The organism is bacterium (assembly GCA_019912885.1).
In the GTDB taxonomy this organism is placed as follows: Bacteria; Lernaellota; Lernaellaia; order JACKCT01; family JACKCT01; genus JAIOHV01.
In genome coordinates, this window is record JAIOHV010000230.1 from 1 (window position 1) to 26,062 (window position 26,062).

General features: G+C 64.2%; 25 protein-coding genes. 17 read left to right on the forward strand and 8 right to left on the reverse strand.

Translation table 11 applies throughout. From position 1 onward, the window contains the following. Positions 1-410 (forward strand): NADH:flavin oxidoreductase (locus K8I61_20660; protein ID MBZ0274456.1); only part of this gene is annotated, 410 nt, incomplete at its 5' end. Positions 411-445: 35 nt separating this feature from the next. Here K8I61_20660 and K8I61_20665 read toward each other — a convergent pair. Further along, positions 446-769 carry a hypothetical protein gene (locus K8I61_20665; protein ID MBZ0274457.1) on the reverse strand — a complete coding sequence of 108 codons (324 nt, stop codon included), beginning with the start codon at positions 767-769 and terminating at the stop codon, positions 446-448. 137 nt (positions 770-906) lie between these two features. Between K8I61_20665 and K8I61_20670 the strand changes: the two genes are divergently transcribed. The 8 genes from K8I61_20670 to K8I61_20705 all read left to right on the forward strand — a co-directional run bounded on the left by K8I61_20670 (position 907) and on the right by K8I61_20705 (position 11,171). After that, a complete protein-coding gene (locus K8I61_20670; protein ID MBZ0274458.1) occupies positions 907-2,355 on the forward strand; it encodes a flippase in 1,449 nt (482 codons plus the stop codon). Continuing rightward, positions 2,352-3,536 carry a glycosyltransferase family 4 protein gene (locus tag K8I61_20675; GenBank protein ID MBZ0274459.1) on the forward strand — a complete coding sequence of 395 codons (1,185 nt, stop codon included), beginning with the start codon at positions 2,352-2,354 and terminating at the stop codon, positions 3,534-3,536. Before K8I61_20670 ends, K8I61_20675 begins: the two co-directional genes overlap by 4 nt. A gap of 244 nt (positions 3,537-3,780) precedes the next feature. Next, entirely contained in the window at positions 3,781-4,938 is a 1,158-nt protein-coding gene (locus K8I61_20680; protein MBZ0274460.1) for an acyl-CoA dehydrogenase family protein, read from the forward strand. Next, positions 4,935-6,083 carry an acyl-CoA dehydrogenase family protein gene (locus K8I61_20685; GenBank protein ID MBZ0274461.1) on the forward strand — a complete coding sequence of 383 codons (1,149 nt, stop codon included), beginning with the start codon at positions 4,935-4,937 and terminating at the stop codon, positions 6,081-6,083. The genes K8I61_20680 and K8I61_20685 overlap by 4 nt, the downstream gene beginning before the upstream one ends. Then, the gene (locus tag K8I61_20690) at positions 6,083-7,447 is read left to right on the forward strand and encodes a biotin carboxylase (GenBank protein ID MBZ0274462.1); all 1,365 of its coding nucleotides are present in this window, start codon (positions 6,083-6,085) and stop codon (positions 7,445-7,447) included. The genes K8I61_20685 and K8I61_20690 overlap by 1 nt, the downstream gene beginning before the upstream one ends. Before the next feature lie 181 nt (positions 7,448-7,628). Then, positions 7,629-8,360 carry an enoyl-CoA hydratase/isomerase family protein gene (locus K8I61_20695; protein ID MBZ0274463.1) on the forward strand — a complete coding sequence of 244 codons (732 nt, stop codon included), beginning with the start codon at positions 7,629-7,631 and terminating at the stop codon, positions 8,358-8,360. Between the two features lie 153 nt (positions 8,361-8,513). Further along, positions 8,514-10,085 carry an acyl-CoA carboxylase subunit beta gene (locus tag K8I61_20700; protein ID MBZ0274464.1) on the forward strand — a complete coding sequence of 524 codons (1,572 nt, stop codon included), beginning with the start codon at positions 8,514-8,516 and terminating at the stop codon, positions 10,083-10,085. Positions 10,086-10,310: 225 nt separating this feature from the next. Beyond that, a complete protein-coding gene (locus K8I61_20705; GenBank protein MBZ0274465.1) occupies positions 10,311-11,171 on the forward strand; it encodes a 3-keto-5-aminohexanoate cleavage protein in 861 nt (286 codons plus the stop codon). Between the two features lie 163 nt (positions 11,172-11,334). Here the strand turns inward: K8I61_20705 and K8I61_20710 are convergent, their stop codons facing one another. The 6 genes from K8I61_20710 to K8I61_20735 form a co-directional block, all read right to left on the reverse strand. Continuing rightward, a complete protein-coding gene (locus K8I61_20710) occupies positions 11,335-12,198 on the reverse strand; it encodes a PKD domain-containing protein (protein MBZ0274466.1) in 864 nt (287 codons plus the stop codon). 847 nt (positions 12,199-13,045) lie between these two features. Next, positions 13,046-13,270 (reverse strand): biotin/lipoyl-binding carrier protein, encoded by a 225-nt coding sequence (locus K8I61_20715; protein ID MBZ0274467.1) that lies wholly within the window; start codon positions 13,268-13,270, stop codon positions 13,046-13,048. A 7-nt stretch (positions 13,271-13,277) separates the two neighbouring features. Beyond that, positions 13,278-14,369 (reverse strand): PDDEXK nuclease domain-containing protein, encoded by a 1,092-nt coding sequence (locus K8I61_20720; GenBank protein MBZ0274468.1) that lies wholly within the window; start codon positions 14,367-14,369, stop codon positions 13,278-13,280. A 14-nt stretch (positions 14,370-14,383) separates the two neighbouring features. After that, entirely contained in the window at positions 14,384-15,625 is a 1,242-nt protein-coding gene (locus tag K8I61_20725; GenBank protein MBZ0274469.1) for a glycosyltransferase family 39 protein, read from the reverse strand. Between the two features lie 141 nt (positions 15,626-15,766). Further along, entirely contained in the window at positions 15,767-16,210 is a 444-nt protein-coding gene (dtd, locus tag K8I61_20730) for a D-tyrosyl-tRNA(Tyr) deacylase (GenBank protein ID MBZ0274470.1), read from the reverse strand. 153 nt (positions 16,211-16,363) lie between these two features. Next, positions 16,364-16,861: a GNAT family N-acetyltransferase gene (locus K8I61_20735; protein MBZ0274471.1), complete on the reverse strand. Its 498-nt coding sequence runs from the start codon at positions 16,859-16,861 to the stop codon at positions 16,364-16,366. Positions 16,862-17,076: 215 nt separating this feature from the next. On the opposite strand from K8I61_20735, the gene K8I61_20740 reads away from it, so the two are divergent. The 6 genes from K8I61_20740 (at position 17,077) to ltaE (ending at position 21,634) form a co-directional block, all read left to right on the forward strand. Continuing rightward, on the forward strand, positions 17,077-17,805 hold the full coding sequence (locus K8I61_20740) for a DUF502 domain-containing protein (protein MBZ0274472.1): 729 nt from the start codon (positions 17,077-17,079) through the stop codon (positions 17,803-17,805). Positions 17,806-17,929: 124 nt separating this feature from the next. Next, complete coding sequence (locus tag K8I61_20745; protein ID MBZ0274473.1) at positions 17,930-18,694, forward strand: PspA/IM30 family protein; 765 nt, start codon at positions 17,930-17,932, stop codon at positions 18,692-18,694. A 301-nt stretch (positions 18,695-18,995) separates the two neighbouring features. Next, positions 18,996-19,313 (forward strand): YbaB/EbfC family nucleoid-associated protein, encoded by a 318-nt coding sequence (locus tag K8I61_20750; GenBank protein MBZ0274474.1) that lies wholly within the window; start codon positions 18,996-18,998, stop codon positions 19,311-19,313. Between the two features lie 33 nt (positions 19,314-19,346). Beyond that, positions 19,347-19,925 (forward strand): recombination mediator RecR, encoded by a 579-nt coding sequence (recR, locus tag K8I61_20755; protein MBZ0274475.1) that lies wholly within the window; start codon positions 19,347-19,349, stop codon positions 19,923-19,925. Positions 19,926-19,949: 24 nt separating this feature from the next. Beyond that, on the forward strand, positions 19,950-20,543 hold the full coding sequence (locus K8I61_20760) for a gliding-motility protein MglA (protein MBZ0274476.1): 594 nt from the start codon (positions 19,950-19,952) through the stop codon (positions 20,541-20,543). Next, positions 20,540-21,634, forward strand: a complete 1,095-nt coding sequence (ltaE, locus tag K8I61_20765; GenBank protein MBZ0274477.1) for a low-specificity L-threonine aldolase — start codon at positions 20,540-20,542, stop codon at positions 21,632-21,634. The genes K8I61_20760 and ltaE overlap by 4 nt, the downstream gene beginning before the upstream one ends. Before the next feature lie 132 nt (positions 21,635-21,766). On the opposite strand, the gene K8I61_20770 is transcribed toward ltaE, so the two are convergent. Beyond that, positions 21,767-22,414 carry an SPOR domain-containing protein gene (locus tag K8I61_20770; GenBank protein ID MBZ0274478.1) on the reverse strand — a complete coding sequence of 216 codons (648 nt, stop codon included), beginning with the start codon at positions 22,412-22,414 and terminating at the stop codon, positions 21,767-21,769. A gap of 296 nt (positions 22,415-22,710) precedes the next feature. Here K8I61_20770 and K8I61_20775 point away from each other — a divergent pair, with 296 nt between their 5' ends. Both K8I61_20775 and K8I61_20780 read left to right on the forward strand, forming a co-directional pair. Continuing rightward, entirely contained in the window at positions 22,711-24,042 is a 1,332-nt protein-coding gene (locus tag K8I61_20775) for an NYN domain-containing protein (protein MBZ0274479.1), read from the forward strand. Positions 24,043-24,255: 213 nt separating this feature from the next. Beyond that, entirely contained in the window at positions 24,256-26,034 is a 1,779-nt protein-coding gene (locus K8I61_20780) for a zinc carboxypeptidase (GenBank protein MBZ0274480.1), read from the forward strand. The last annotated feature ends 28 nt before the right edge of the window (positions 26,035-26,062 follow it).

Genomic DNA, 26,062 nt, shown 5'->3' on the forward strand with positions numbered 1-26,062 from the left:
ACGCGAACCTCTCCCGCATGTTCGCCGAGGCGACCGGCAGCCGCTATCGCTTTCACGTCATGCGCGCCGCGATGTGGTATGGGGCCCGGCGCCATCCGTTTTCGCCGACGTGGAACCGAGGCGTGTTCGCGCCGGTCAAACGCGCCGTGCGCGTGCCGGTGTTCGGCGTCGGCGGCATCCGCACGCGCGAAGAGGCCGACTCGATTCTTGGCGCCGGCGACGCGGACATGATCGGCATCGGCCGGCCGTTTTACGCCGAGGCCGACCTGCCGGCGCATTTCCTCGCGGGCGACGGCGCGCCGACCGCCTGCGAGTCGAGCAACCACTGCGTCGTGCCGCAGATGCTCGGCCTGCCGGGGGTTTGCTACAACCCGAAGGTGAAGAAAGCGGCGGCCCGGGCGCGGGGCTAGGCTCTTATCCGCAGATTACGCCGATGAAACAGATTTCATCCGCCCTTTCCCTTTCCCGATCCCGATCCCGAAAAACGCCTGTCGCCCAATTGATCGTGTTCGCGCATCAAATCGAGCAACGCCGGCGTGGGAGTCGCTGTTGCCATACACTCGACGACTGTTTCGAATGATTCGCGCGTGAGCACCATGCGCTTCTGGCAAATTGCATCGCCCGGCAGTTCTTCGAGCGCGAGGAGATAATGGAGCAGCGCCTGTTCGACAACATGGCTCTTCCTGACCCCGGTCGCGCGGACGTATTTGTCGAGTCGTCGGCGCGTTGACTCCGAAACCCGGGCGATGATGCGATTCGTTCGACGCATGGCTGAACTCCATGACAAAATCTACGCCTTTCCAATGGATCTTCAAGACGTGTGACGATGGACAATATGGACGGGATGGACAGTATGGACGGCGTGATTCGTCCCGATTGAACGCACCCCGCGTGTGAGGTTGCCGCTTGTCCGTCGCCCGTCGTGTTTTGAAAAACACCGGCGCGCTTGCCGCCGGGCGCATCGTCACCAAGGCGATGTCGCTGGCGTTTCTCGGCTACGTCACGCGGCATCTCGGCGAGGCGGGTTTCGGGCGTTTCGCCACCGCGATGGCGCTCGTCGGTTTCGTGGAGGTGCTGCCGGGCTACGTTTCGCGCGCGTACATCGTGCGGACGGTCGCACGCATGGGACGCGCGAGTTCCACCTTCCTCGGGCACGTCGTCGCTACGAACGTTCTGCTGTCGCTGGCGCTGTTTGGCGTACTGTTTCTTGTCGTGCCGCTTCTGGGTTACGCGGGCGACACCAGGCTCGCGACCTATATCCTCGCCGCGAGCCTTTTGTTCTCGTCGATCACGAACACCTATCACGCCGCGTTCGCCGGGCACGAGCGCATGGAGCTGTCCGCGCTCGTCGACGTGGCGAACACTCTGCTTACGATCGCGCTTGGCGTTGCGGTGCTTGCGCAGGGCGGTGAGGTCGTACCGCTCGCCTCGGTGTACCTCGCGGCGCGCGCCGTCACCTGGGCGATCGCGCGGCGGATGACGCGGCGCCTGTCCGACGCGGCGCCGTTCACGCTGCCGGGCTGGCTTGAAACGCGCACGCTGGCAAGCGCGGCGTGGCCGTTTTTCATCACGTCGCTTTTCATCATCTTCTACAACCGCGCCGACATCATCATGCTCTCGCTCATCCCCGGGCCGATCGATGCGGAGATCGCCGTCGGCCGCTACAACGCCGCGTACAAGCTGATGGAGGCGCTCGGCCTCGTGACAAGCGCGTTCGTCGCCGCGATTTATCCCGTGCTCGCCAGACAGTGGACCGAAGGCGGCGACCGCGTGCGCGTCACGTTCCGCGCGGCGATGCGCGCGCTTTGCGCGTTCGCGTTGCCGGTCGCCGTCGGCACGACGCTGCTCGCGCCGGACGTGATGGGCCTGTTGTTCGGCGCGCCGTTTTTCGTCGCGGGCGCGGCGCTGCAAGTGCTGATCTGGGGGCAGGTGCTCGACTCGGTGAATCCACTTGCCGGAACGACGCTGCGCGCCGCCGACCGCGAGCGCGACCTCGCGCTCATCACCGGCGTGTGTGCCGTGTTCAACGTCGTGCTGAATCTCTTCCTCATCCCGCGCTACAGTTACATGGGCGCGGCGTGGGCGACGCTCGCCAGTTTCGCGCTCGTGTTTGCGTGGAACATGCGCGTGCTGCGCGGCGTGATCGGCAAGCTCGATATCGCCGGCGACATCGCCCGCGCGGCGGCGGCGGCGTTCGTTATGGGTGTGGCGGTTTACTTCGCGCGCCGATACGGGCTCGGCGTGGCGATCACCGCGGGCGTTGTTTCTTATGTTCCGTTGGCGTTTGCCTTTGGGCTGGTGGATACGCGTGTCATCGCCGCCATCAGGCGTCGAATCCTGAAGAGCACGGCATGAAAATCCTGGCCATCGACAACACGCCCGCGATGGGCGGATCGGTTCAGCATCTCGCGTCGCTGGCGCGCGAACTTTCGCCAAAGGGATTCGAGTTTCGCGTTATCGCCGCGAACCCGGAGTTGTTCGCCGGCATCGTGCCGGACGGCGTCGACGTGCGCGGTCTCGCCGATCCGCGATTCCGCGATCTGTTCACGCACGGCGGCGCGCTGGCGAATCCCGTGCTGCCGGGGCCGCTCAATCGGCCGTTTTCCCGGTTCGCGTATCGTTCGCTTTCGCGTGCACTCGTGCCGGAAGTCATGCGTGCGTTCGAGGAGTTCGCGCCGGATGTCGTGCACATCAACAACCTGAACATCTACAACAAGGTATTTTTCGACGCGTTGCGCCACCGCGCGCCGATCGTGCTGATGGCGCGCATGATCCGCCTGTTCTCACGCGCGGAGTTGGCGTTCGCGGCGGGCGCCGGCGCGCTGGTGTGCGTCTCGGATGCGGTGCGCCGGTATCTCATTTCGCTCGACCCGTCGATCGAAAAACGCGCGCATGTTGTGCCAAGCGGCATCCCCACGCGCGCGTTTGCGAACGCAAGCAGCGACGGGGTGCGCGCCGAACTCGGCGTGCCCGAGGACGCGCCGATGGCGCTCTCGCTCGCGCGCGTCATCGCGTGGAAAGGCCACGACGTGGCGCTTCGCGCAATCGCGGAATTGCCCGGCGTGTGGTTCGTGCAGGCGGGCGGCGAGGTTCCCGCGGATCGCGAGGCGATCGACCGGCTCGTCGCCGAGCTTGGCATCGCCGACAGCGTTGCGTTCGCGGGAACGCGCGCCGACGCGCCGCGCCTTCTCGCCGCTTGCGACGTGCTCGTCCACAGCTCGCGACACGCGCGGCCGGAGCAGGGCGTTGTGGAGGCGTTCGGCCGTGTGATCGCCGAGGCGCTTGCCGCCGGCAAGCCGGTCGTCGCCACGGACGCGGGCGGCCCGGCGGATGTCATCCGCGAGGCGGGCATCGGCCGGCTCGTGCCGCCGGGCGATGTCGATGCGATGCGTGACGCGATCCGCGAAAGCCTCACCGACGACGCGCGCCGCGAGGCCGGCGAAAAAGGCCCGCGCGCCGCCGCGCGATACGACGAAGCCGTGACAGCCGCGCGGCTTGCCGAGATTTACGAATCGGTGCGTGCCCGACGCGGATAACCCGCCGCCGCCGTACGACTTGTCGAAACAAAGAGTCCGCGAAATCCGCTTAATCCGCGGATAACTTCCGCGATGACCTTTCGGACTTCCAGACTTCCAGACTATTTCGTCGTGCGCGGCTACGGGTGCGACACTCAATCCTCGATTCGTCGTTTCGCTTGACACCCCACGCGTCCGCTTTGACACTACGTCCTCGGCGTGCGCCGTTCGGCGTGCGCACAACGCTTAAAACCCGGACGACTCGATGGATTTTCGCCTCACCGACGAGCAACGTGCGTTCCATGACGCGGTCGTGCGTTTCTCGCGCGAAAAAATCGCTCCGCGCACGGAGGAATTCGAAGGCGCCTCCCGGTTCGACCGCGACGCGTTTTCGATGATGGGCGAGTTCGGCCTGCTCGGCCTGCACTATCCCGAAACGTATGGCGGGCAGGGCGCGGACGTGTTGACGAGCGTCCTCGCGGGCGAGGCGATGGGCTACGGCGGCGCGGATATGGGCCTGTGCCTTTCGTGGGGCGCGCACACCTATCTGTGCGGCGACACGATCCTGCAACACGGCACGGACGCGCAGCGCGAAAAATACCTGCCGAAGCTCGCAAGCGGCGAGTGGATCGGGTGCATGGGCCTGACCGAGCCGGGCGCCGGTTCGGACGCCGCGGGCATCCGCACGGTCGCCCGGCGCGACGGCGACGCGTGGGTGCTGAACGGATCGAAGATGTTCATCACGAACGCGCCGATCGCCGACGTCGCGGTGGTGTACGCGTCGACGGACCCGACCTCGGGCCACGCGGGCGTGTCTTGCTTTATCGTCGAAAAGGGCACGCCCGGTTTTACGCCGGGCAAGCCGATGAAGAAGATGGGATTTCGCGCGTCGCCGACATCGGAAATCTTCTTCGAGGATTGCCGCATCCCCGCCGAAAATCTGCTCGGCATGGAAGGCGCGGGATTTTTGATGGTGCTGCAGACGCTTGAGTGGGACCGATCCGCGCTGCTCGCGCCGGGCGTCGGAAGCGCGCGCCGAGGCCTCGAAATCTGCGCCGATTACGCCCTGACGCGCACGCAGTTTGATCGCCCCATCGCCGATTTTCAGGCGATTCAACACAAGCTCGCGGACATGCGCATGTACGTGAACGCGGGGCGCCTGCTCATCCACCGCGTTGCGTGGAACAAGGACCAGGGCCGCGCGCTCAACCACATGGAGGCCGCGATCGCCAAGCTCTACATCGCCGACGAGGGCGTGCGGATGGCGTCGGAGGCCGTGCAGATCCACGGCGGCTACGGCTATATCCACGAATACCCGGTCGAGCGCGGGTTCCGCGACGCGAAGCTCGGGCAGATAGGCGGCGGGACAAGCGAAATCCAGCACCTCATCATCGCGCGCATGCTCGCTCCGGAGGCGCGATGAATTACGAACTTTCCGCGGATGTCGCCCGCCGCGTCGACGCGCTGCGCGAAATCGCATCGACGCGTCTTGCGTCGGATGCCGCGGACCAGGATGTCGGCGACGCGCGGCGCCGGGAGGAAATCCTCTCGACGCACCTGCGCCTGGCCGCGCAACACCGCGTCGTCGGCGGCGCGTGCGACGATGGCGGCGCGCGCGACCTCGTCGCGTTCGCGGCGCTGATGGAGGAGGTCGGCGCGGGATCGCCGTCCACCGCGCTTGCGCTTTCGACCGCGGAGGCCGCCGCCGCGATCCTTTCGCGGCATGGCGACGACGAGCAGAAACAACGCGCACTCGATCCGTACCTCGCGGGTCACGCGCTCGTGTCGCTCGCGTATGCCGAGCACGAGTCCGGCTCGGATGCGCCCGGCGTGCTCCTGTCCGCGACGCAAGACGGCGACGCCTTCGTGCTGTCGGGCAAGAAGCGGTGGGTCACGGGCGCGCCGGTAGCGCCCGCGATGCTGGTCGTCGCGCGCGAGGGCGAGGGCGACGCGCTATCGCTGTTTCTCGTATCGCGCACCGCGCCGGGCGTTCACGTGCATCCCGCGATCGAGACGATGGGCGTGCGCGGCGCGCCGGTCGCGGACGTCGATTTCGCGGACGTGCGCGTCTTGCCGGCCGATCGCGTCGGCAAGCCGGGCCAGGGCCGCGCGCTTCTGGACGAGGGTTTCGCGGCGGGGCGTCTTTCGATCGCCGCCGCGTGGATCGGCCTGTCGCGTGAGGCGCTTGCGATTTCGGTCAAACACGCGCGCACGCGCAAGAGCGGCGGCAAGCCGATCGTCCGCAATCAGGAGATTTCGTTCAAGCTCGCGCGCATGCAGATGCTGATCGATGTCGCGCGGCTTTCGTGCCAATACGCCGCGTGGACGATGGGCGAGGGCGATCCGGAGGCGGCGATCAACGTGTCGTGCGCGAAGGTGCAGGCGACCGAGGCGGCCACGAACATCTCGTCGCTCGCCGTGCAGATCGCCGGCGGCGCGGGTTACGAAGCGGGCCATCCCGTCGAGCGCCTGTACCGCGACGCGCGCGTCGGCGAGCTGCTGTTTGGCCCCACCGAGATCCATCGCGTGGCGATCGCGCGCGACGTCCTTGCGAAGGCGGGGGGCTGATGTTCAGCCGAATCCTCGTCGCCAATCGCGGCGAGATCGCCATGCGCGTCATGCGAACCTGCCGCCGCATGGGCATCCGCACCGTCGCGGTTTTTTCCGAGGCCGACCGCGACGCGCCGTTCGTCGGCTTCGCGGACGAGGCCTACGAGATCGGCCCGCCGCTCGCCTCCGAGAGCTATCTGCAGGTCGCCAAAATCATCGCCGTCGCCAAGGAGCACGGCTGCGACGCGGTGCATCCGGGCTACGGCTTCCTGTCCGAAAACGCGAATTTCGTCGAGGCCGCCGAACGCGCCGGCATCGTGTTCATCGGCCCGACGGCCACGTCGATGCGCACGCTCGAAAACAAGCACGAGGCGCGCCGGTGCATGGCCGAGGCGGGATTGAACGTCATCCCCGCGAGCGACGATCATCTCGCCGACGACGCGGCGGCGATCGCGCAGGCCGAAAAGATCGGCTACCCCGTCATGGTCAAGGCGAGCTACGGCGGCGGCGGCATCGGCATGACGATCGTCGAAAAGCCGGGCGAACTTCTCTCGGCCGTCCGCCGCGCGTCCTCGCGGGCGCAACGCGCGTTCCATCACGGCGACGTGTATCTCGAAAAGGTCATCAAGGGCCCGCACCACATCGAATACCAGGTGCTCGCGGATCATCACGACAACGTCGCCGTCTTGTTCGAGCGCGAGTGCTCCGTGCAGCGCCGCAACCAGAAGGTCATCGAGGAAACCCCCTCCACGTTCCTCACCGACGAGCTTCGAAACGACATGACGCGCCGCATCCGCGAGTCGGCGCGCGCGGTCGGATATCGCAACGCGGGGACGTGGGAGTGCCTGGTGGACAAGGACCGCGGCTGGTATTTTCTCGAGGTCAACAAGCGCGTGCAGGTCGAGCACCCGATCACGGAAATGGTGACCGGCCTCGATATCGTGGAGCAGCAGATACGCATCGCCGCCGGCGAGGCGCTTTCCGACGCGGTCATGAACCCGGCCTCGAACGGCCACGCGATCGAGGCGCGCATCTACGCCGAGAACCCGGCGAAAAACTTCATGCCCGCGCCCGGACGCATCACGTATCTGTCGCTGCCTCGCGAGGAGGCGGGAGTGCGTATCGATAGCGGTGTCGAGGAAGGCAGCGAGGTCTCGCCGTATTACGATCCGCTGTTGATGAAGGTGTGCGCACACGGCGCCGACCGCCCGCAGGCGATCCAGCGGCTGGTCCGCGTCCTGTCGAATCTTTCGATCGAAGGGCTCGTCACCAACCGCGAGTTCTGCGCGCGGATTCTTACGCATCCCGCGTTCGAGGCGGGCGGATACACGACGCACTTCATCGAGGAGAACATCGTCAAGCTGACGGAAGGGCTGTCGTGAATCGGGGTTGCGGAGTGAATCGCATTCGGCGGCACGCAGAGGGCACAGAGAAGACACAGAGGACACGGAGAAATTTTGGTTGCGTCGATGATGTCCAGTCCGTCCATCGTGTCCATTTATCCACGGAGGTCTGGGTGTGACTGAACCGGTTCTTGTCGACCGGCGCGGCGCCGCCGGATACATCACCATCAACCGGCCGGGTTCGCGCAACGCGCTGAACGGCGATGTGCTCGATGGCATCGCGGCCGGCGTCACGGCGCACGAGTCCGACGGCGAGGTGCGCGTCATCGTGCTGACGGGCGCCGGCGACAAGGCTTTCTGCGCGGGCGCGGACCTTCGCCCGGATCCGGCCGCCGGCATGCTCGCCATGCACGACGGGCGCGGGCGTTTTCCCGAGGTGCTGCGGATGATGATGCGTTGCGACAAGGTGATCGTCGCGCGCGTCAACGGCCACGCGCTCGGCGGCGGGCTTGGCCTTGTCGCCGCGTGCGATCTGGCTGTGGCGGCGGACACCGCGCAACTCGGCACGCCGGAGGCGCGGCTCGGTCTGTTCCCGATGATGATCATGACGCTGCTCGCGCGCCACGTCGGGCGCAAGCGCCTTCTCGAGATGATGTTCACCGGCGAGCGCTTCGGCGCCGCGGAGGCGAAATCCGTGGGCCTTTTGAATCACGTCGTGCCCGCGGCCGATCTCGACAAGGCGACAGGCGAACTTGTCGAGCGCGTCGCGAAGATGAGCCTCGCGACGCTGCGTCTCGGCAAGCGCGCGTTCTATCGCATGGAGGACATGCCGATGGACGACGCCTTTGACTACTTGCAGGGGATGCTGACGGCCAACACGCTCGCGGAGGATGCGTTCGAGGGCATCGGAGCGTTTCTGGAAAAGCGCGATCCGAACTGGAAAGACAAGTAGGAGTGACGAGTGACGAGTGACGAGTGACGAATGGAATCGCAGGAATCGCAATTGACACAAAGACACAAAGGGCACGAAGAACACCACGAAAAAAAATAGGAAATGACCTTTGTGTTCTTCGTGCTTTCGTGGTGAAAAAATCCGGAGTAACGCATGTCGGACGTCATCGAATATCCGCCGATCGAGGAGATGCTGAAGGCGCTTGAGGAAAAGCGCGAAAAAGTTCGCGCGATGGGCGGCGAGGACGCGATCGCAAAACAGCATTCGCGCAACAAGCTGACCGCCCGCGAGCGCATCGGCCGCCTGTTCGACGCGGGCAGCTTCACCGAAGTCATGATGCACGGGCACCATCAGTCGAACAGCCCGCTCATGCAAGACCGCGACACGCCGGCCGACGGCGTCATCACCGGCTTCGGCACGATCGACGGGCGCCTCGCGTGCTGCGGCGCTTACGACTTCACCGTCATGGCCGGCTCGATGGGCATGATCGGCGAGATGAAGATGACGCGCCTTCGCAAGTGGGCGCTCGAAAAGCGCGTGCCGTTCGTGTGGCTTCTCGATTCCGCGGGCGCGCGCGTGCAGGAGGCGACGGGCTACCTCTTCCCCGGCTCGGGCGGCCTGTTCTACGAGGAGGTGCAGATGAGCGGCGTCATCCCGCTCGTCGCCGCGGTGATGGGTCCGTGCTCCGCGGGCACCGCGTACATCCCCGGCTTGTCCGATTTCGTGCCGATGGTGAAGGGCAATGCGTCGATGGCGCTGGCCGGCGTGCACCTGGTGCGCGCGGCGACCGGCGAGGAAATCACCGAAGAGGAGCTCGGCGGCAGCAAGGTGCATTGCGAAATTTCCGGCTGCGCCGACATCGAGGTGAAAGACGATGACGAGTGCATCGCCGTCATCAAAAAATACCTCTCGTTTTTTCCTTCGAGCGTGCACGGCGAGCCGCCGGCGATCGAGCCGTCGGACGATCCCGACAAGCTCGTCGACGAGCTGCGCCACATCGTCCCGACCAATCCGCGCAAGCCGTTCGACGTCAAGAAGGTCATCGAGCTCATCGTCGATAACGGCGAGTTTTTCGAGATCAAGCCGAAGTTCGCGAAAGCGGTCGTCACCGCGTTCGCGCGCCTTCACGGCAAGCCCGTGGGATTCGTGGCGAGCCAGCCGCGCGCGATCGGCGCCGTGCTCGACAACAATTCCGCGGACAAGGCCGCGCGCTTCGTGTCGCTGTGCGACGCGTTCCACATTCCGCTTGTCTTTTTGCAGGACGTGCCGGGTTTTATGGTCGGCAAGGCCGTCGAGCACGCGGGCATCATCCGCCACGGCGCCAAGATGATTCACGCCGTCAGCGCCGCGACGGTCCCGAAGATCACGATCGTGCTGCGCAAGGCTTACGGCGCGGGCTACTTCGCCATGTGCGGGCGCGAGTTCGGCGCGGACGCCGTGTTCGCGTGGCCGACGGCGGAGATATCCGTCATGGGCCCGGAGGGCGCGGTCAACATCATGGGACGCAAGATGATCGAGATGGCCGAGGACAAGGACGAGATGCGCAAGATGCTCATCGCGCAGTTCAAGGACCTCATCGACATCTACAGGTCCGCGGGCTGGGGGTTCATCGACGACATCATCGACCCGGCCGAAACGCGCAAGATCCTGATCCGCTCGCTCAAACTCGCCGAAGGCAAACGCCTGGAGCGGCCGTACAAAAAGCACGGCGTGAGCCCGGTTTGAATCGGCAATGGGGAATTGCGAATTGGGAATGGAATCGCAGGATCGCAATTCGGCGGTACACGGAGAGCACGGAGAAGACACGGAGAGCACGGAGGAAAATCGGGTGACCTGTCATCCTGAGCAATGCGAAGGATCTCCTCACGCGCTTTTAACTATGCCCCTCACGTCCATAATGCCCATTCGGTCCATTCGGTCCATCGTCCATTGCGTTTCACGGAGTATTCCATGACATCGATCGCCGATTCGGTCGTCATCACCTGCGCCATGAGCGGCGTCATTGCCAATCGCTCGCAGTGCCCCGCGATTCCGTACACCGTCGAGGAGTACGCCGCGGAGGCGCGCCGCGCGTGGGACGCGGGCGCGGCGGTGCTGCACATCCACGCGCGCGAGGACGACGGCTCGCCGAGCTACCGTCCGGAGCGTTACGGCGCGATTGCCGGCGCGATCCGCGAGGCGACGCCCGGGATGTTGCTGAATTTCTCCACGGGCGCCATCACGATCACGCAGGAGGAAAAGATTGCGCCGGTCATCGCGGTGAAGCCGCACATCGCCGCGCTGAACATGGGCTCGATGAATTACGCGAAGTATTCGCCCAAGCGAAAGGAATTCGTCTTCGAGTTCCAGTTCATCAACCCGCTCTCGGAGATCACGTACCTCATCACGAAGATGCGTGAGAATGGCGTGCGCCCGGAGCTCGAATGCTTCGACACCGGGCACGTATCGACGGCCTACCCGCTGCTCGACCAGGGCGTGCTCAAGGCGCCGCTGCAGTTTTCGTTCATCATGGGCGTGGTCGGCGGCGTGGACACGTCGATCGAATCGATGGCGACGATGAAGCGCCTCGCGCCCGAGGGCTCCGTGTGGGAGGTCATCGGCATCAGCCACGAACAGTGGCGCCTACTCGCGGGTGCGCTCGCGCTCGGCGGCAACGTGCGCGTCGGCCTGGAGGATCACCTGTACGTCGAGCCCGGCAAGATGGCGACATCGAACGGCGATCTCGTCGAAAAGGCGGCCCGCATGGCCCGCGACGCCGGCCGCACGCCCGTCCAGGGCGAGGATGCGAAGCGGGCGTTGAAGCTCGTGTGAAGCGGCCGCGGCGACGGAGCCGCGCGCGTCAGCAAGCGGCCTCCCGGTCCTTTTCGCGATACGATTTTTCGGAAGAGCCGCAACGGGCATCCGTCTTCCGCGTGCCCGCTCATGATTCGAAACGGGCGGCCGCTCCCTCACGGTCGCGGCTCTGTTCGTAACGCTACTCCCGCACCGGCACCCAGACCCGCGCGACGCACGGCTCGCCGCGCTTGTTCACGCGCTCGACGCGCACGAGGTAGTCGCCAGGTTGCGTGAAGACGTGCGTTTTTTGCGCGTAGCCGTCGCGCAGCGGCCAGTTGCCCGAGCGCGTCGTTTCGATGGGCGACCCGTCGTCGAAGTCCCACGACTCCTCGCCGCCGCCGATGCCGAACACGCGTGCGATGAAACGCACCTTGTCGCCGGGGCGGATGTTTTTTGAAGGCGCGTGCGCGAGGTGGAGGTAGGTGTAGACGAGGTGCTCGGCGGCGAGGGCGCGCGATTTTGTGTCACGCCCAGGCGCGGAGAAGCGGAGGGATTGGAAACGGCTGCCGGGGCGAGCCAGATCCTTCGCTTCGCTCAGGATGACGGCCTGTGTAATCTGCGGATCCAGTTCCGCGACGATCTGCACGGTCGCGAAGTCGTACGCAACATTCCCCTCGCTGTCCGTCACCTTGAGAACTTCCGTGTAGAACCCCGGCGCGTCGTACGTGCGCGTGACCGTCTCGCCGTTCGCGGTCGTCTCGTCGGTGAACTCCCAGTCGTACGACACAATCTCACCCGCGAACGATTCCGACTTGCCCGCGTCGAGCGTGATCGCGTCGCCGGCAAAGCCGTATTGGTGCGGGCGTGCGAGCGCAAGCAGCGGCGGGTTTTCCGCGGCGACGTAGCCCTCGCGCAGGTACGCGTACGACGGCTCCGTGCCCCACAGGCCGGACGGCTGCACGTCCTTGATCTCGAAATGCAGGTGCGCCCATCCGCCGGACGCGCCCTCGTTGCCCAGATACCCGATGCGCTCGCCCGCGTTCACGTACGAGCCCAGGCGCAGGTTCGGGTCGGCGCGTTCCAGGTGGCTGTAGCGGAAAAGCCGGCCGCGCACGTCCTCGATCCACACGATATCGACGCGCGCCTGCCCGAGATATGTCTGCGGCGCGGCGGGCGTGTCCTCGTATCCCGGCATCGTCTGGCCGCGAATGCCGACAACGCGCCCCGCGACGGTGGCGAGGATTTCGTCCCACCGGTCCATGCCGCCGAGGTCGACGCCGGCGTGGTAGTAGATCGCCTTCCAGAAGGGCAGATAGTCGTCGGTCGGCTCGTTATCGACCTGCGTCCGGTTGGCGAGCCAGCGCTGGTCCTTCACGGGATAGACAAACAGCGCATCGCCCGCGAGAAAACCGCTTGCAGGAAAAACGCGCACGCGCGCGTCCTTCACGAGCCCCCAGCGATCTTCGTTCGTGTTGACGTAGACGTCCCGCGCGACGGGGCAATCGACGCGCACGCCGCCCGCCTCGATGGGCAGCGAATAGTTGCCGCATTCGATCGCGATCGCTTGGCCATCGACCTCGATGTGCACGACGGATTTGCGCACGGCCGCCCGGATCGGATCGGCGTGCGACTCGACGTCGCGCAGCGCGATCGCCACGGTTTCGTCACCAGTGGTGACATCGGCCGTTTCGTCGATGAGCAGATCGACGACGTTGCCGCGCACCGTCGTTTCGCCGGCGTCGGTGTCGTCGTCGGCATCGTCGTCCGGCGCGCCGTCGTCGTCATCGTCATCGTCAGCGGCGAGGTCCGCGCCGTCGCCGTCGCCGTCGTCCTCATTGAAGACGCACGCCGCCAGCGCAAGCGCGACGAGGCCGGCAAGAATCAGCAAGCGCATGACGTGGAGCGCGGCGTCAGAGTTCCTCGACGACGACGAGTTCCTGATCGGTTTGCACCTGATCGCCCTCGGCGACGAAAAGCTGCTTGACGATGCCGTCGCATGGCGCCTCGACGGGAATTTCCATCTTCATCGACTCCAGGATCAGCAGTTCATCGCCCTCGGCGACCTTCTGCCCTTCCGTGACGACGATCTTCCAGACGTTGCCCACGACCTCGCTTTTCGCGACCTGATCCGCCATGCGTTGTCTACTCCCCTTGAGGCGTTTCGTGTTCCCATATTCCCGATGCAATGCGTTCGCGCGCGACGTAAATCGCATCGTGCAATTTCTTTTCGAGCAGGTCGCGTGGCGGTAGGTCGGTGAGGTACTCGGCCACACGGACACCGGACTTTTCGAGCTGCAACAATTCCACGTGTTCGCTCGATTTTCCGGCGCATAAAATTAGGCCGAGCGGCGATTCCTCGCCGGGCTGCATTTCGTATTTATCGAGCCAGCGCAGATACAGTTCCATTTGCCCTTTGTACGCAGCCTTGAAACGGTCGAGTTTCAGGTCGATGACGACTAGACGACGCATTTTTCGGTGGTAGAAAAGGAGGTCAATGTAATAGTCCTCGTGGTCCACCGTGATTCGCTTTTGACGGGCGACGAACGAAAATCCGATGCCCAGCTCCAGGATGAACGCCTCGAGTTCCCGCAGAATCGCGGATTCCAGATCCTTCTCGCTATACGAGTCCTTGAGGCTAAGGAAGTCGAGGAAATAGGGGTCGCGAAACACCATGTCGGGGTTCAAGCGATCCGCATCGCGAAGCCCGTCTAACTCGCGCCGGATGAATTCTTCGGATTTTTTGGCCAGCGCGGTGCGTTCGAAAAGCATTTTGTTGATTTTATCGTCGAGAGTACGCGTGCTCCAGCGTTCAATTCGGCACATTTCAGCGTAAAAATCTCGTTTTAGCGGATCGTTGAGATAGATGATTCGGCGGAAGTGCGTCCAGGACAATTGTGCACTCAGCGCGTGCACTATTGGTCGGTCTGGAAAAACCTCGGCAAATTTGATCATGTTGAACAGGTTTGGGCGTGAGAAACCGCTACCAAATTCCCGAGACAATTGTCTACTCAGCGCGTAGACAATTTCTTGCCCGTACGCCGCGCGGCCCTCGCCGATCGTTTCGCGTTTGATCCGCTCGCCGATGGACCAATAGAGCAAGACCATCTCGGCGTTGACGGCCGACGCGACGCGTTGCCTTGCCGATTCGATCAGCGAACGCAGGTCGTCGACAAGATCGACGGGCACGGATTGCCCCACGGCGTCCGGATTTTTGATTCGTGCGACTTTTGACACGGAATCGCCGTTTGTCACGCAGTTTGCGAGCTGCCGACGTTTGACGCAAAAGGCCTAAACGAAGGAGGCGGGACGCCTGCGCTCCCAAGGCACGTCGCCGACGCCTCGGTCACCGACGCCGCGCGTTCGAGCACGCGGCGGTGCGCGAGGCGCTGGTCGAGGATCGACACCAGGAACAGCACGATGATCATCGCGGCCATGCCCGCGGCGACGATCTGCCCGAGGCGCCCGCGGATCGACAGCTCACCGATCCCCGCCGCGACGCACGCCATCAGCGCCGGCGCGAAGATCACCGCGTACTTCACCGTGAACACGGGCAGCTTCGTTCCGATCAGCATCGCCAGGCCGATGGGAATCGCGAAGAGCAGGCCGAGGAACGGGTGCCGCACGGCGCCGAGGATCGCAAGCACCGCGACGGGGATCGCAAGCGCGATCATGAACGTTTGCGCGATCTCGGGGCTCGGCAAAAGGCTCATCGCGCCGAGGAAGCTCGCAGGCGCGTCGGGCGTCGGCGCGAACAGGAAGACATGCGCCAGCCGGCGCAGCGATTCGACGATCGGCGCGCCGGCAAGCCTGTTGTTCGCGTGCGCGGCCTGCATCAGGACCATGGGAATCCACGGCAGCGCGGCGATGCAAACGGCGATCGCGGGCGGCAGCGCGAATTTGCGCTGAAAGCCCGGACGCACGACGTACGAAAGCGCCAGCGCGATCAAAAACACGGCGTACAGCCATCCGTAGTAGTGCGTGGCCATCGCGAGAATCGCAAACAACGCCGTCGGCGCGGCGTGTTTTTCACCGTGGCGGCCGATCCAGTACGCGCCGAACGCGGCGGAAAGCGTGATGAACATCGCGGCCGTGGACTCGGGGATGACGCTCTGCCCCGCCCAGATCGAAAGCGGATGCAGCGCGAGCAAAATCGCGGCGGCCGCCGCCGTCAGCCGCGTGACCTTCAGTTCGACCAGCAGAAAGAGGAAGACGACCGTCGCGCTCGAAGCGAGCGCCGAGCAAAGCCGGCACCACCACTCCGCGTTCGTCGCCGACGACCAGAACCACGTGAGGATGTAGAACAGCGGCGGGTTGTCGTCGCCGCGAAAAAAGTTGAACAGATGCGAAAGATCCCAACGCCAGCCGGTGATGCTGACCAACTCGCGCGCGTCGTAGGGCCGGTCCGCGACACCGGCCGCGCGCACGGCGAACGCAAGCGCGAAAAGCCCGATAATCGAAAACCAGCGTTCGAAATTTTGACCGCGGGTCATGACAAGCCCCTGTGGCGAGCCGGAGCGTCGCGACGGGTGATGGACATCATGGACAAGACGGACCCGATGGACGAGGACCGCGCGCCTTGACGAGATTGACGCCGTCCATTTTGTCCATCCTGTCGATCCTGTCCATGACCGTTACTCGCGCGAGTCCAACAGAATCGTCACCGGCCCGTCGTTGACAAGCTCCACGCGCATCATCGCGCCAAAGCGCCCGGTTGCGACCGAAAGGCCTGCGTCGCGAAGCCGCGCCACGAGCGCCTCGTACATCGGTTCGGCCTTTTCCGGGCGCGCGGCGCCCGTGAACGCCGGGCGTCGTCCCTTGCGCGTGTCCGCAAACAGCGTGAACTGCGACACGACGAGCACTTGGCCGCCGGACTCGCGCACGGAGAGGTTCATTTTGCCCGCGTCGTCCTCGAAGATGCGCAACTCGGGGATCTTGCGCGCGAGGTAATCGAGATCGGCGTCGCCGTCGTCCTCGCCGACACCGAGAAGCACGAGCAGCCCGCGGCCGATCTCGCCCGCCGTCTCGCCCGCGATCTCGACGCGCGCGTACGCGACGCGCTGAAGAACGGCCTTCATGAATGGGGAATTGCGAATTTGGAATGGGGAATGAATCGCAGGAACGCGACGCATCGCGCGGGTATCACAAACGAAAACGCTCGCGGCGTGTCCATCCTGTCCATTATGTCCATTGCGTCCATGGAGGATTCCGCGGCCCGCGTCCGGCGCCCTTCACACCCGCTGGCCGGTGAAGGCCATCGTCAGCTTTTGCGTCGAGTATCCCATGTGCTCCCAGAACTTGCGGGAGTTTTCGTTCGCGGGGATGACGTTCACGTACACCTCGTCCACGCGAAACGTGCGGAAAAACCGGTGCGACGCCTCAACGAGCTGGCGTCCTAGCCCCCGCCCCCGAAAATCCGGCTCGACATAAATGTTCTCGATGATGCCGAGAACGTGCTGAGCGAAAACCGGCGCGGGCTTCGTGATGTAAACATTCGCGAACGCGCCCGCGCGTTCACCCTCGCGCGCCACGAAGATCGCCGCGGACGACGAGTCGAAGAAGCTGCGCATGTACGATTCCTGAAGGCGGCGCGCGCCGGGCGCGAGCGCGTAGCGCTTGTTGAAACGCTCCGTCAGGCGCATCAACTCCATCCAAAGGTCGACCACGCGCGGCAAATCCGCAAGGCGCGCCCGATCCACGATGAGCATCTCTTCTTCGTACGCTTTCATGCGCCGGCCCTCATGGATACTGTAACGGAGAAACGATCAAAGAGGAAAGCGAAAAACGTCGGGTCGTTTCTTCGTTGATCGCCGGAAAGATCGCCGGTAATTTTAACGGGTGTCCGCGCGGCAGGGTCGTTCGTAAAACGCGACCCGTTTGCGACGCGACGACTTTCCGGTTCTCGTGAGCCGGTTTTGCGCCCGACCACACGTGAGGTCTTTTCATGAAACGACCCATCGAAAATTTCTTCGGCTACCACCGCCGCAAGAGTTTCTGGAAAAGCGTTCGAAGCGACTTCCGCAGCCTGTTTGTCGCGGGGCTTCTGGTCATCATCCCCGTCTGGGTCACGTTTCTGACCATAAAATTCCTTGTCGGCCTGATGGACCAGGCCATCGTGCTGTTGCCGCGCCCGCTGCGACCAGAGCACCTGGTTGGCGAAGATATCCCCGGGATCGGCGTCCTCATCACTGTCTTTTTCATCCTCGTGGTCGGTTTTTTCGCCCGCAATTATTTCGGCAAGCGCTTTGTCCACTACATGGAACTCGCGGTCGATCGCACCCCCCTGGTGCGCGGCGTGTATTCGGCGATCAAGCAATTCACCGCGGCGATCTTCGGCGACTCGCGCGATCAGTTTCGCGGCGCGGTGATGTTCGAATATCCGCGCCATGGCGTCTGGTCCATCGGTTTCGTCACGAACCGCGTCGCGCGCATGTCGAACGCGGGCGGCCCGGAGAACGCGTTGACGGTTTTTCTGCCGACGACGCCGAACCCGACATCGGGCTGGTTTCTCGTCATCACCGAGGATCAAACGGTGCCGCTCGACATCTCGATCGAGGATGCGTTCAAGATCATCATCTCCGGCGGCGTCGTTCTGCCGGGATTCAAGGTCGCAGGCAAGGACGGCACGGCGGTCCCGGCGGCGCCAAAAGAGCCGAATAGCGGCGAGCCGTAGGAGTCATTGCCGCGCGGAGGCGATGTTCTCGCGATTCGCCTGGCCCGTCGCCGCCGGTTGACCGAGCCCCGATGGCAACGATACAAACACACGGAGGCGCGGGTCCGCGTCCAGGGGGGCCAACATGTTCAAGCGATTCGTGCGATGGATCCGTTCGGTGTTCGGCGGCGCGGTGGCTGGACTGGAAGACCCGGAAAAGATCCTTCAGCAGAATATCCGCGATCTCAACGACCAGATCCCGGCGATGAACGAGAACATCGCGATGGTCAAGGCCAACGTGAATCTGGCCCAAAAGCAACTCGCGGCGCTTTCGGAAAAAGAAGGCCAGCTTCGCGCGCGCATCACCGCCGCGCTCCAGGCCGGAAAGCGCGATCTGGCGCTGAATTTCGCCACCACCTTCGAGCAGGTGCAGACCGACAAGGCGGCCTCCGAGGCGAACCTCGATCTGGCCAAACGTTCGCTTGAAAAGGCGATGCGCGTGCGCGAGGCGTTCCAGGCCGAGCGCGACCGCAAGATCAAGGAGGCGATGCGCGCCATCAGCCTGTCTCGCCAGGCCAAATGGCAAGAGCAGGTCGCGAACACCATGCAGACCTTCGAGGTCGCGGGCATCGATCAGACGCACGACGAGATGGTCCGCAAGATCGAGGAAACCGTCGCCAAGGCGCAGGCCAAGATGGAAATGGCGCTCGAATCGCCCTCGATCGAGACCTTCGAGATCGAAAAGGAAGCCGAGAAGATGCAAGCCAACGAGACGCTGCGTCAGTTTGAGATCGAACTCGGCCTGGTGGCGCCCGAAGCGGTCCCGGTCCAAAAAACGATGGGCACGGCAGAAACGTCGGCGGCCGAGCCGTCGCCGGCGCCTCGCGAAAAGACGATGGGGCGGGAATAGGTTTTCTCCGCAAAGCGGCCCTGAGCGCAGCCGAAGGAACGCAAAATAAAGGAAATAAAACAATAACTTACAAGTCGAATGCCGTTTTCGCGCCGAATCATCGGCCGCGTTGGACAAAGGCTTATAAGCTGTTGATTTCAGTAACCTTTGTGTTCTTGGCGCGTCCTTTTGCGTCTTTGCGGTGAAAAACCATCCCCGCTTTTCCTCCTCGCGTTTTGTCCCCGCTTGCCGGAAAATGGCGTTGGGATATATTGAACGATCTTCGGCCGCCCCACCTTCGGCCGAAATTGAGGTGCTTTCCATGAAGGGTATTCCTGAACTTCTCAAGATTGCGCAAAAGGCTCAGGCCGACCTGGCTCAGGTTCAGCAGGAGCTTGGTTCTCGTATCGTCGAGGCGTCGGTCGGCGGCGGCATGGTCATCGCCAAGGCTAACGGCAAGCTCGAGATCGTTTCCGTCGAGATCAAACCGGAGGTGATCGCCTCGGGTGACGCCGAAATGTTGCAGGATCTCGTCATCGCGGCCGTCAACGAGGCGCTCAGGCGAGCGCAGGCGGTCGCCAGCGAGGAAATGGGCAAGGTCGCCGGCGCCCTGAAAATCCCCGGCATGTTCGGCCAGTAGGCGGCGCGTCGCGTGGCCCTCGACGCCGGCCCCATCCGCGATCTGGCCGCGCGCCTTTCGCGCCTGCCGGGCATCGGCGCCAAGAGCGCCGCGCGCCTTTCCCATCACATCCTCAAAATGCCCGAGGAAGAAGCGCGGGCGCTCGCCGAGGCGATTGCGAACATCAAATCGCGCATCGCTCTTTGTGAGGTTTGCTTCAACCTGACGGACGTGCAGCCCTGCGCCATCTGCGCCGATCCCAACCGCGACCAGGCGATCGTGTGCGTTGTCGAGCAACCCGCCGACGTGAACGCCTTCGAAAAGACCGCCGATTACAAGGGCGTTTATCACGTGCTGCACGGCGCGCTCAGTCCGCTCGAGGACATCGGCCCCGAGTCGCTGCGCATCGCGGAGCTCATCGAACGCCTTCGCGGAGGGCAGGTGCGCGAGGCGATCATCGCGACGAATCCAAACCGCGAGGGCGAGGCGACCGCGCACTATCTCGCCGAGGCTTTGCGCCCGCTGGGCGTGCGCGTGACGCGCATCGCCCACGGCGTGCCGGCGGGCAGCGAGCTTGAATACGCCGACGCCGTGACGCTCGGCTTTGCGCTGTCGGGGCGACGCGAGCTATAAGGGTCGCCATCCTCGGAGGCGCGCTTGGTCTTCCTCAACGATCACGCCAAGGAACTGAACGCGAAGATCGTGTACGTCGGCCCGTCGGGCTCCGGCAAGACCGCGAACCTGAAGTGCGTCGCCGATCGCACGGATCGCCGTCACGTGGGCGAATTGATTTCGCTCGAACGCCAGGCCAATCATACGGCGTATTTCGACTTTCTTCCGCTTTTTCTCGGGCGCATTCACGGCTATCGCGCGCGGCTGCATCTGTACACGATCCCGGGGCGCCTGCCGTTCGCCTCGACGGAACGGATGATCATGAAGGGGCTGGACGCGATGGTGTTCGTGGTCGATTCCGACAGGGCGCGCATGCAGGACAACTACGAGGCCATGCGCCGCGCGTGGGACGCCTTGCGAGCCGCGGGCGTCGATCCGGATACGTTGCCGATCGTCTTTCAACTCAACAAGCGCGATCTTCCAACGGCCGCGCCCGCGGACGAGCTGCTGCGCCTGCTGGATGTCGGCGCGCGCCCGTGGTTTGGCGCGTCCGCGACAAAAGGCGAGGGGGTGTTTGACACCGTGCGCGCCGCCGCGGGGCTCGTGCTCGAACGCATGATGGGGAAACGTTCCGCATGACGAACACCGGTTCTCCCCGCGAAAAGCGCGTCGTCGATCTTCGTTCCGACACCGTAACCAAACCCGGCGACGGTATGCGCCGCGCGATGGCCGAGGCCGTTGTCGGCGACGATGTTTTTCGCGACGATCCCACCGTGCTCGCGCTCGAGGCGCGCATCGCGCAGATCCTGGGCAAGGAGGCGGCGCTGCTGTTTCCGACCGGCACGATGAGCAACGCCGCGGCGATCGGCGTGCATGCGGAGACGGGCGCCGAGGTGCTGTGCGAGGAAAACTGCCACATCTACAACTACGAGTCCGCGCACGCCGCCGCGCTCTCGGGCGTTCAGCTTCACCCGGTGCGCGGGCACAACGGCGCGCTCTCGCCCGAGGCGCTGAAGCTCCACGTCCGCCCCGACGACGCGCATTTTCCACCGACGCGCGCGGTGACGATGGAAAACACGCACAACCGCTGCGGCGGGCGCGTCATCGGGCTCGCATCGATGAAGGCGGTGTGGGAGTGGAGCCGCGAAGCGGGAATCGCGGTGCACCTGGACGGCGCGCGCGTGTGGAATGCGTCGGTCGCGCTGGGCGTTCCCGCGAAACAGATCGCGATGTACGCGGACACCGTCAGCGTGTGCCTGTCCAAGGGCCTCGGCGCGCCGGCGGGCTCGCTGCTCTCGGGCCCGAAAAAGCTGATCGACAAGGCGTTGCGCCTGCGCAAGCGGTTCGGCGGCGCGATGCGCCAGTCGGGCGTGCTTGCCGCGGCGGGCTTGTACGCGCTCGACCACAACGTCGCGCGCCTCGCGGAGGATCACGTCAACGCCCGGCGCCTCGCCGACGGCATCGCCGACCTGCCGGGCATCGATCTGAACCCGGCGGAGGTCGAGACGAACATCGTCATCTTCCGCGTCGAAGCGCCGTGGACCGCGCCCGAATTGCAAGCGGTCTTGCAGGAATACGGCGTGCGCGTGCTGGCGACCGCGCCTGACAAGATCCGCGCCGTGACGAATCTCGACGTCAGCGCCGACGACATCGCGCACGCGGTTGATGTGTTTGCGCGGGTGTTCGGCAATAAGGCATTGGGCGACCGGCGACCGGCGACCGGTCCATAAGCCGTCTGCCGGGGCGAGCCGGATCCTTCGCTTCGCTCAGGATGACGACGCGGTGCGGGATGACGACGCGGTGCGGGCGAGCGAGCGACGCTCGTAACTCGTCACTCGTGACTCGTCACTCGTAAATCGACACTAGTTAATGCGCGTGATGTAGGGCTCGACCTGCTCGCGTTCGCGGATGGCGTTGGCGTATTGCTGCGCGCCCTCGCGGGTGGAGAACTGGCCGACGCGCACGCGGTACCACACGCCCTTGCCGGGAATATCCGCGCGCACGATGTAGGCCTCGATGCCTTTCTTGACGTACGCGCTCTGCTTGCCCTTGGCCTCGGCTTCGTTCGGGTGCGCGGAGAGCTGCACCGTCCAGCCGCCGCCGGTCGGAGGCGTGGGAGCCGAGCCGGCCGCGACCGCGGACGGTGGCGGCGGAGGCGAAGGCGCCTCGTAAGCGGGCGGCGGCTCGTCGGCCACGGGCATGGGCGTGCCGACCGGAGAGCCCGGCTTGTCGAGCAGGTTCACCGGCTCGGCCGGTTCGCCGGTATCCATCGAACCGCCTTCGAGGTCCTGTTCGGTGACGACAAACGGCGCCGGCTCGACCTCGGTCGGCTCGCGAACGTCGGCCATCAGCTCTTCGCCGCCGTCCATGCGCGTCAGGCCTTTGCCGACGACGATGCCGAGCGCGAAGACGATCGCCATCACCGCGATCAGGCCGGCGAGAAGAAAGGCGATCTGCCGATTGTCGAGCTCAAAGGTGAGCTTGTTGCGAAATTTTCGAAGGTCGCGCATGAGCCCGCCCAGTTTGGCGAAAGACGCCGAAAACGCAAGCGGTCGGCATAAGGAGCCGGATCGGCGCCACGGCGCGATTTGGGGCGCGGCGATTCGCGACAAGCCGGAATTTTGAATGAATTCTCACGGAAATGATCGCTTCGTCGCGGGATGTCCCCTTGACAATCGCGCGCATGAACGACTGAATAATCAAGGTCTGGGACCGCGCCCCGGACAAGCACCGTGTGGCGGCGCCCGCGATCCGATCGGTCGACAGGGAGCTTTTTTTTAAACTTTATTTTCCGGGGTTATTTATTTTGGCATCCGCAGCGTCCAGCGATCCGTCCATCATCGGTCCGCGCAAAATCGCCGTCTACTGGGACTTCGAAAACATTCACAATGGCATCCAGCCGCGGGGCGTGGCGACGCACCAGCGCGCCAATCCGTTTCGCGTGACCGGCAACATGGTCGAGGTGAAGGCCGTCCTTGACTACCTCAGCTCGCTTGGCGACGTCGTCATCAATCGCGCCTACGCGAACTGGACGATGTTCAAGAACTACCGCTTCGTCATGCTCGAGCACTCCATCGACCTGATCCAGCTCTTCCCGCGCGGGCAGCACGCGAAAAACGGCGCGGACATCCGCATGGCCATCGACGCGCTCGAGGACATTTTTCATTTCGACGAGATCGACACGCAGGTCATCATCGGCGGCGATTCCGATTTCTCCGGCGTGGCGCAAAAGCTTCGCCAGCACGGCAAATACGTCATCGGGATCGGCGCGCGGAATTCGTCGAACATCTACTGGATCAAAAGCTGCAACGAGTTCAAATACTACCACACGCTGACCGGCAGCCGGACGCGCGCCGAGGACGAGAACGAAGAAGCACCGCCCGAGGGCGAGCTGGATCTCGATGAGGCGAAGGACCTCTTGCTTCGCGCGACGCGGCGCCTCGGCCGCAATCACGAGGAAGGCCTCGTCCCGCTTTATAGCGTGCGGCCCATGATGATCCGCATGGACCCGTCGTTCGACGAAAGCAATTTCGGTTTCGAAAGTTTCCTGAAATTCGTCGAGGACTCCCACGACATCCTGCACGTTCAGGAATCCCCCGACGGCCCGATGATCCGGCCCGCCGCGCGCGCGGGCGAGGTCGCGACGCCGAGCCCCGAAAATCTTTCGAAGGAAGATCTCGAACGCATTTACCGCAGCGTGCTGCGTCAGATCGATTATCGCCTCATGCCGCACGCGGAGCGGATGCAGGCGCTCGAAACGCTCTTCAACCTTCTGTCCGAACACGGACCGATCGAGGATCAAACGGCCGTCAAGGAGCAGCTTCTGGAGCGCTACACCAACGAGGGCAACGCGATCACCGACGAAGACGCGCAGCACATCTGGGATATGGGATACAAGGCGAACGTGTATTATTTCCAGGAATATCCCTACCGAAACATCGTCCTCAACGAGCGCATCCCGTCGATCCAGGCGATGGTGCGCCGCGCCGATCTCTCCATCGTCAAGCGACTCATTGGTAAATGCCCCGTGCAGCCGCTCGATCCCGAGGTCATCTCCGACATGCTTTACGGCGTGACGGAAAACGGCCGCGTCGAATACGTTCGCGAGCTGATCGGCGAGGCCGAAGCCGCCGGCTGACGTCGGATCACCGGCGAACGGAACCGCGACCGACGAACGGAGCCGCGACCGTCAGGGAGCGGGTGGCACGCTCGCCCCGCTGCAACGCGCTTTTTCCCGCGATGTCCGTTTGATCGCGATCACGCGCGAAAAAACTCGTTTTATGGTAAAAAGTCGCGTCTGAAAATCGTCCGATGAGCGCGCTGGCGCTTTTCGCTTACCCGGATCTCGGCCATGCCAAATCGCGTCTCGTTCCTTGCCGCCTCGCTTGCTCTTCTTTTCGCCGTTCTCATCGCCGCGACCGCCATCGCGGATTCGGGTGACGCGACCTACAACATTCGCATCGATACGCGCGACCGCTTCGAACGAACGCGCGTTGTCGGTCTCGGCATCGCGATCGATCATGTCGATCTCGCGACGGGCGCGTCGTTCGCGCACGTCACGGACGCGGACGCGCGGCGCATCGAACGGCTTGGATTTGTCGTTACGCCGATCGCGGCGGCGGGCTTTCCGTTCAACATGCAGGATTACCACGACGAGTCGGAGGTGAACGCGGCGCTCGACCAGCTCGCGCTCGATCACCCCGATATCGTGCATCTGTTCAGCATCGGCACGAGCGTCGAGGGGCGCGATCTCCGCGCGGTGCGCGTCTCGGACAACGCGGCGACGTACGAATCCGGCGAGCCGGCCGTGTTTTTCGGCGCGGAGTATCACGCGCGCGAATACGTCAGCGTGGAGGTGCCGCTCGATTTCCTGAATCGTCTCGTCACCGGCTACGGCGTGGACGAATTCGTCACGTATCTCATCAACGAGCGGGAAATCTACGTGGTGCCGCGCGTGAATCCGGACGGGCACACCTACGACGTCGAGGCCAATCAGGCGTGGTGGCGCAAGAACCGCGTCACGACGGGCAATCCGGTTTGCAAGGGTGTGGATTTGAATCGCAATTTCGCCTCGGGATTCGGCGGCGATCCGGGGTCGTCCGGCGATCCGTGCCAGGAGATCTACCGTGGGCCATCGGCGTTTTCCGAGCCGGAGACGGCGGCCGTGCGCGATTTTCTGCTCGCGTACGACAACGTGACGCTTTCGGTCGATCTGCACACGTACGGCGGGCTCATCCTGTACCCCTGGAGCAAGAGCTTCGAGGACATTATCGAGCCCGATCACACCATCCACCGCAACGCGGCGCTGCGCATGGCCGGCGAGTCGAACTACACCGCGCAGCCGTCTTCCGATCTTTATATCTCGGCCGGCACCGCGTGCGACTGGGCGTACGACGTCGCGGGCAAGGTCGCGTTCACCTACGAGATGACCGGAGAATTTGGTGGCGGCGATTTCTATCCGAACGACAACATCCTCCCACTGACGTTTAACAAGATGTGGCCGGTCATGCTCTTTGCCACCGCCATTTCCGCCGATCCGTCGATGGTGCTGTCCGCGGACATCTGGCGGCAGAGCGCGACGGCCGACGGCGGCGAGGTCGTCACCACATGGTCACCGCTCGGCGACGACCCCGGCGGCACGTACAGCGTGTGGCGCATGGAAGGCGCCGCCGCGGATTACACGCAGGTTTCGCCGAACCTCACCTCGGGCGAATTCGAATACGAATACATCGACCAGACCGTCGCGCCCGACACGACGTACACCTACCAGGTTCGTTTTTACGGCCCGAACGGAAACGCCGAGTTCGATCCCATGATCGTGACGACCGACGCAACCGCGGACGACGACGCGGCCGATGACGACGCAGCGGACGACGACGCAGCCGACGACGACGCATCCGACGACGACGCATCCGACGATGACGCGATGGACGACGATTTTCTCGACGACGATGTCAGCGACGACGATGTCAGCGACGACGACGTTTCGGATGACGACGCATTTGACGATGACGCCGGCGCCGATGACGACGTGAATGATGACGACGAGGCGCCGGCGCCAGACATCGACGACGACGATGACGCCGCGAACGCGGACGAGAGCGGCGATTCCGGAGGCTGCGGCTGTTGATCGCGGCGCGGCGGGCGGTCCATGCCGT

Coding starts and splice junctions, on each gene's coding strand:
- ltaE (MBZ0274477.1), top strand. CDS start 20,540: ATGACGAACACCGGTTCTCCCCGCGAAAAGCGCGTCGTCGATCTTCGT.
- K8I61_20780 (MBZ0274480.1), top strand. CDS start 24,256: ATGCCAAATCGCGTCTCGTTCCTTGCCGCCTCGCTTGCTCTTCTTTTC.
- K8I61_20665 (MBZ0274457.1), bottom strand. CDS start 769: ATGCGTCGAACGAATCGCATCATCGCCCGGGTTTCGGAGTCAACGCGC.
- K8I61_20675 (MBZ0274459.1), top strand. CDS start 2,352: ATGAAAATCCTGGCCATCGACAACACGCCCGCGATGGGCGGATCGGTT.
- K8I61_20680 (MBZ0274460.1), top strand. CDS start 3,781: ATGGATTTTCGCCTCACCGACGAGCAACGTGCGTTCCATGACGCGGTC.
- K8I61_20750 (MBZ0274474.1), top strand. CDS start 18,996: ATGAAGGGTATTCCTGAACTTCTCAAGATTGCGCAAAAGGCTCAGGCC.
- K8I61_20735 (MBZ0274471.1), bottom strand. CDS start 16,861: ATGAAAGCGTACGAAGAAGAGATGCTCATCGTGGATCGGGCGCGCCTT.
- dtd (MBZ0274470.1), bottom strand. CDS start 16,210: ATGAAGGCCGTTCTTCAGCGCGTCGCGTACGCGCGCGTCGAGATCGCG.
- K8I61_20770 (MBZ0274478.1), bottom strand. CDS start 22,414: ATGCGCGACCTTCGAAAATTTCGCAACAAGCTCACCTTTGAGCTCGAC.
- K8I61_20690 (MBZ0274462.1), top strand. CDS start 6,083: ATGTTCAGCCGAATCCTCGTCGCCAATCGCGGCGAGATCGCCATGCGC.
- K8I61_20705 (MBZ0274465.1), top strand. CDS start 10,311: ATGACATCGATCGCCGATTCGGTCGTCATCACCTGCGCCATGAGCGGC.
- K8I61_20725 (MBZ0274469.1), bottom strand. CDS start 15,625: ATGACCCGCGGTCAAAATTTCGAACGCTGGTTTTCGATTATCGGGCTT.
- K8I61_20685 (MBZ0274461.1), top strand. CDS start 4,935: ATGAATTACGAACTTTCCGCGGATGTCGCCCGCCGCGTCGACGCGCTG.
- K8I61_20700 (MBZ0274464.1), top strand. CDS start 8,514: ATGTCGGACGTCATCGAATATCCGCCGATCGAGGAGATGCTGAAGGCG.
- K8I61_20740 (MBZ0274472.1), top strand. CDS start 17,077: ATGAAACGACCCATCGAAAATTTCTTCGGCTACCACCGCCGCAAGAGT.
- K8I61_20715 (MBZ0274467.1), bottom strand. CDS start 13,270: ATGGCGGATCAGGTCGCGAAAAGCGAGGTCGTGGGCAACGTCTGGAAG.
- K8I61_20745 (MBZ0274473.1), top strand. CDS start 17,930: ATGTTCAAGCGATTCGTGCGATGGATCCGTTCGGTGTTCGGCGGCGCG.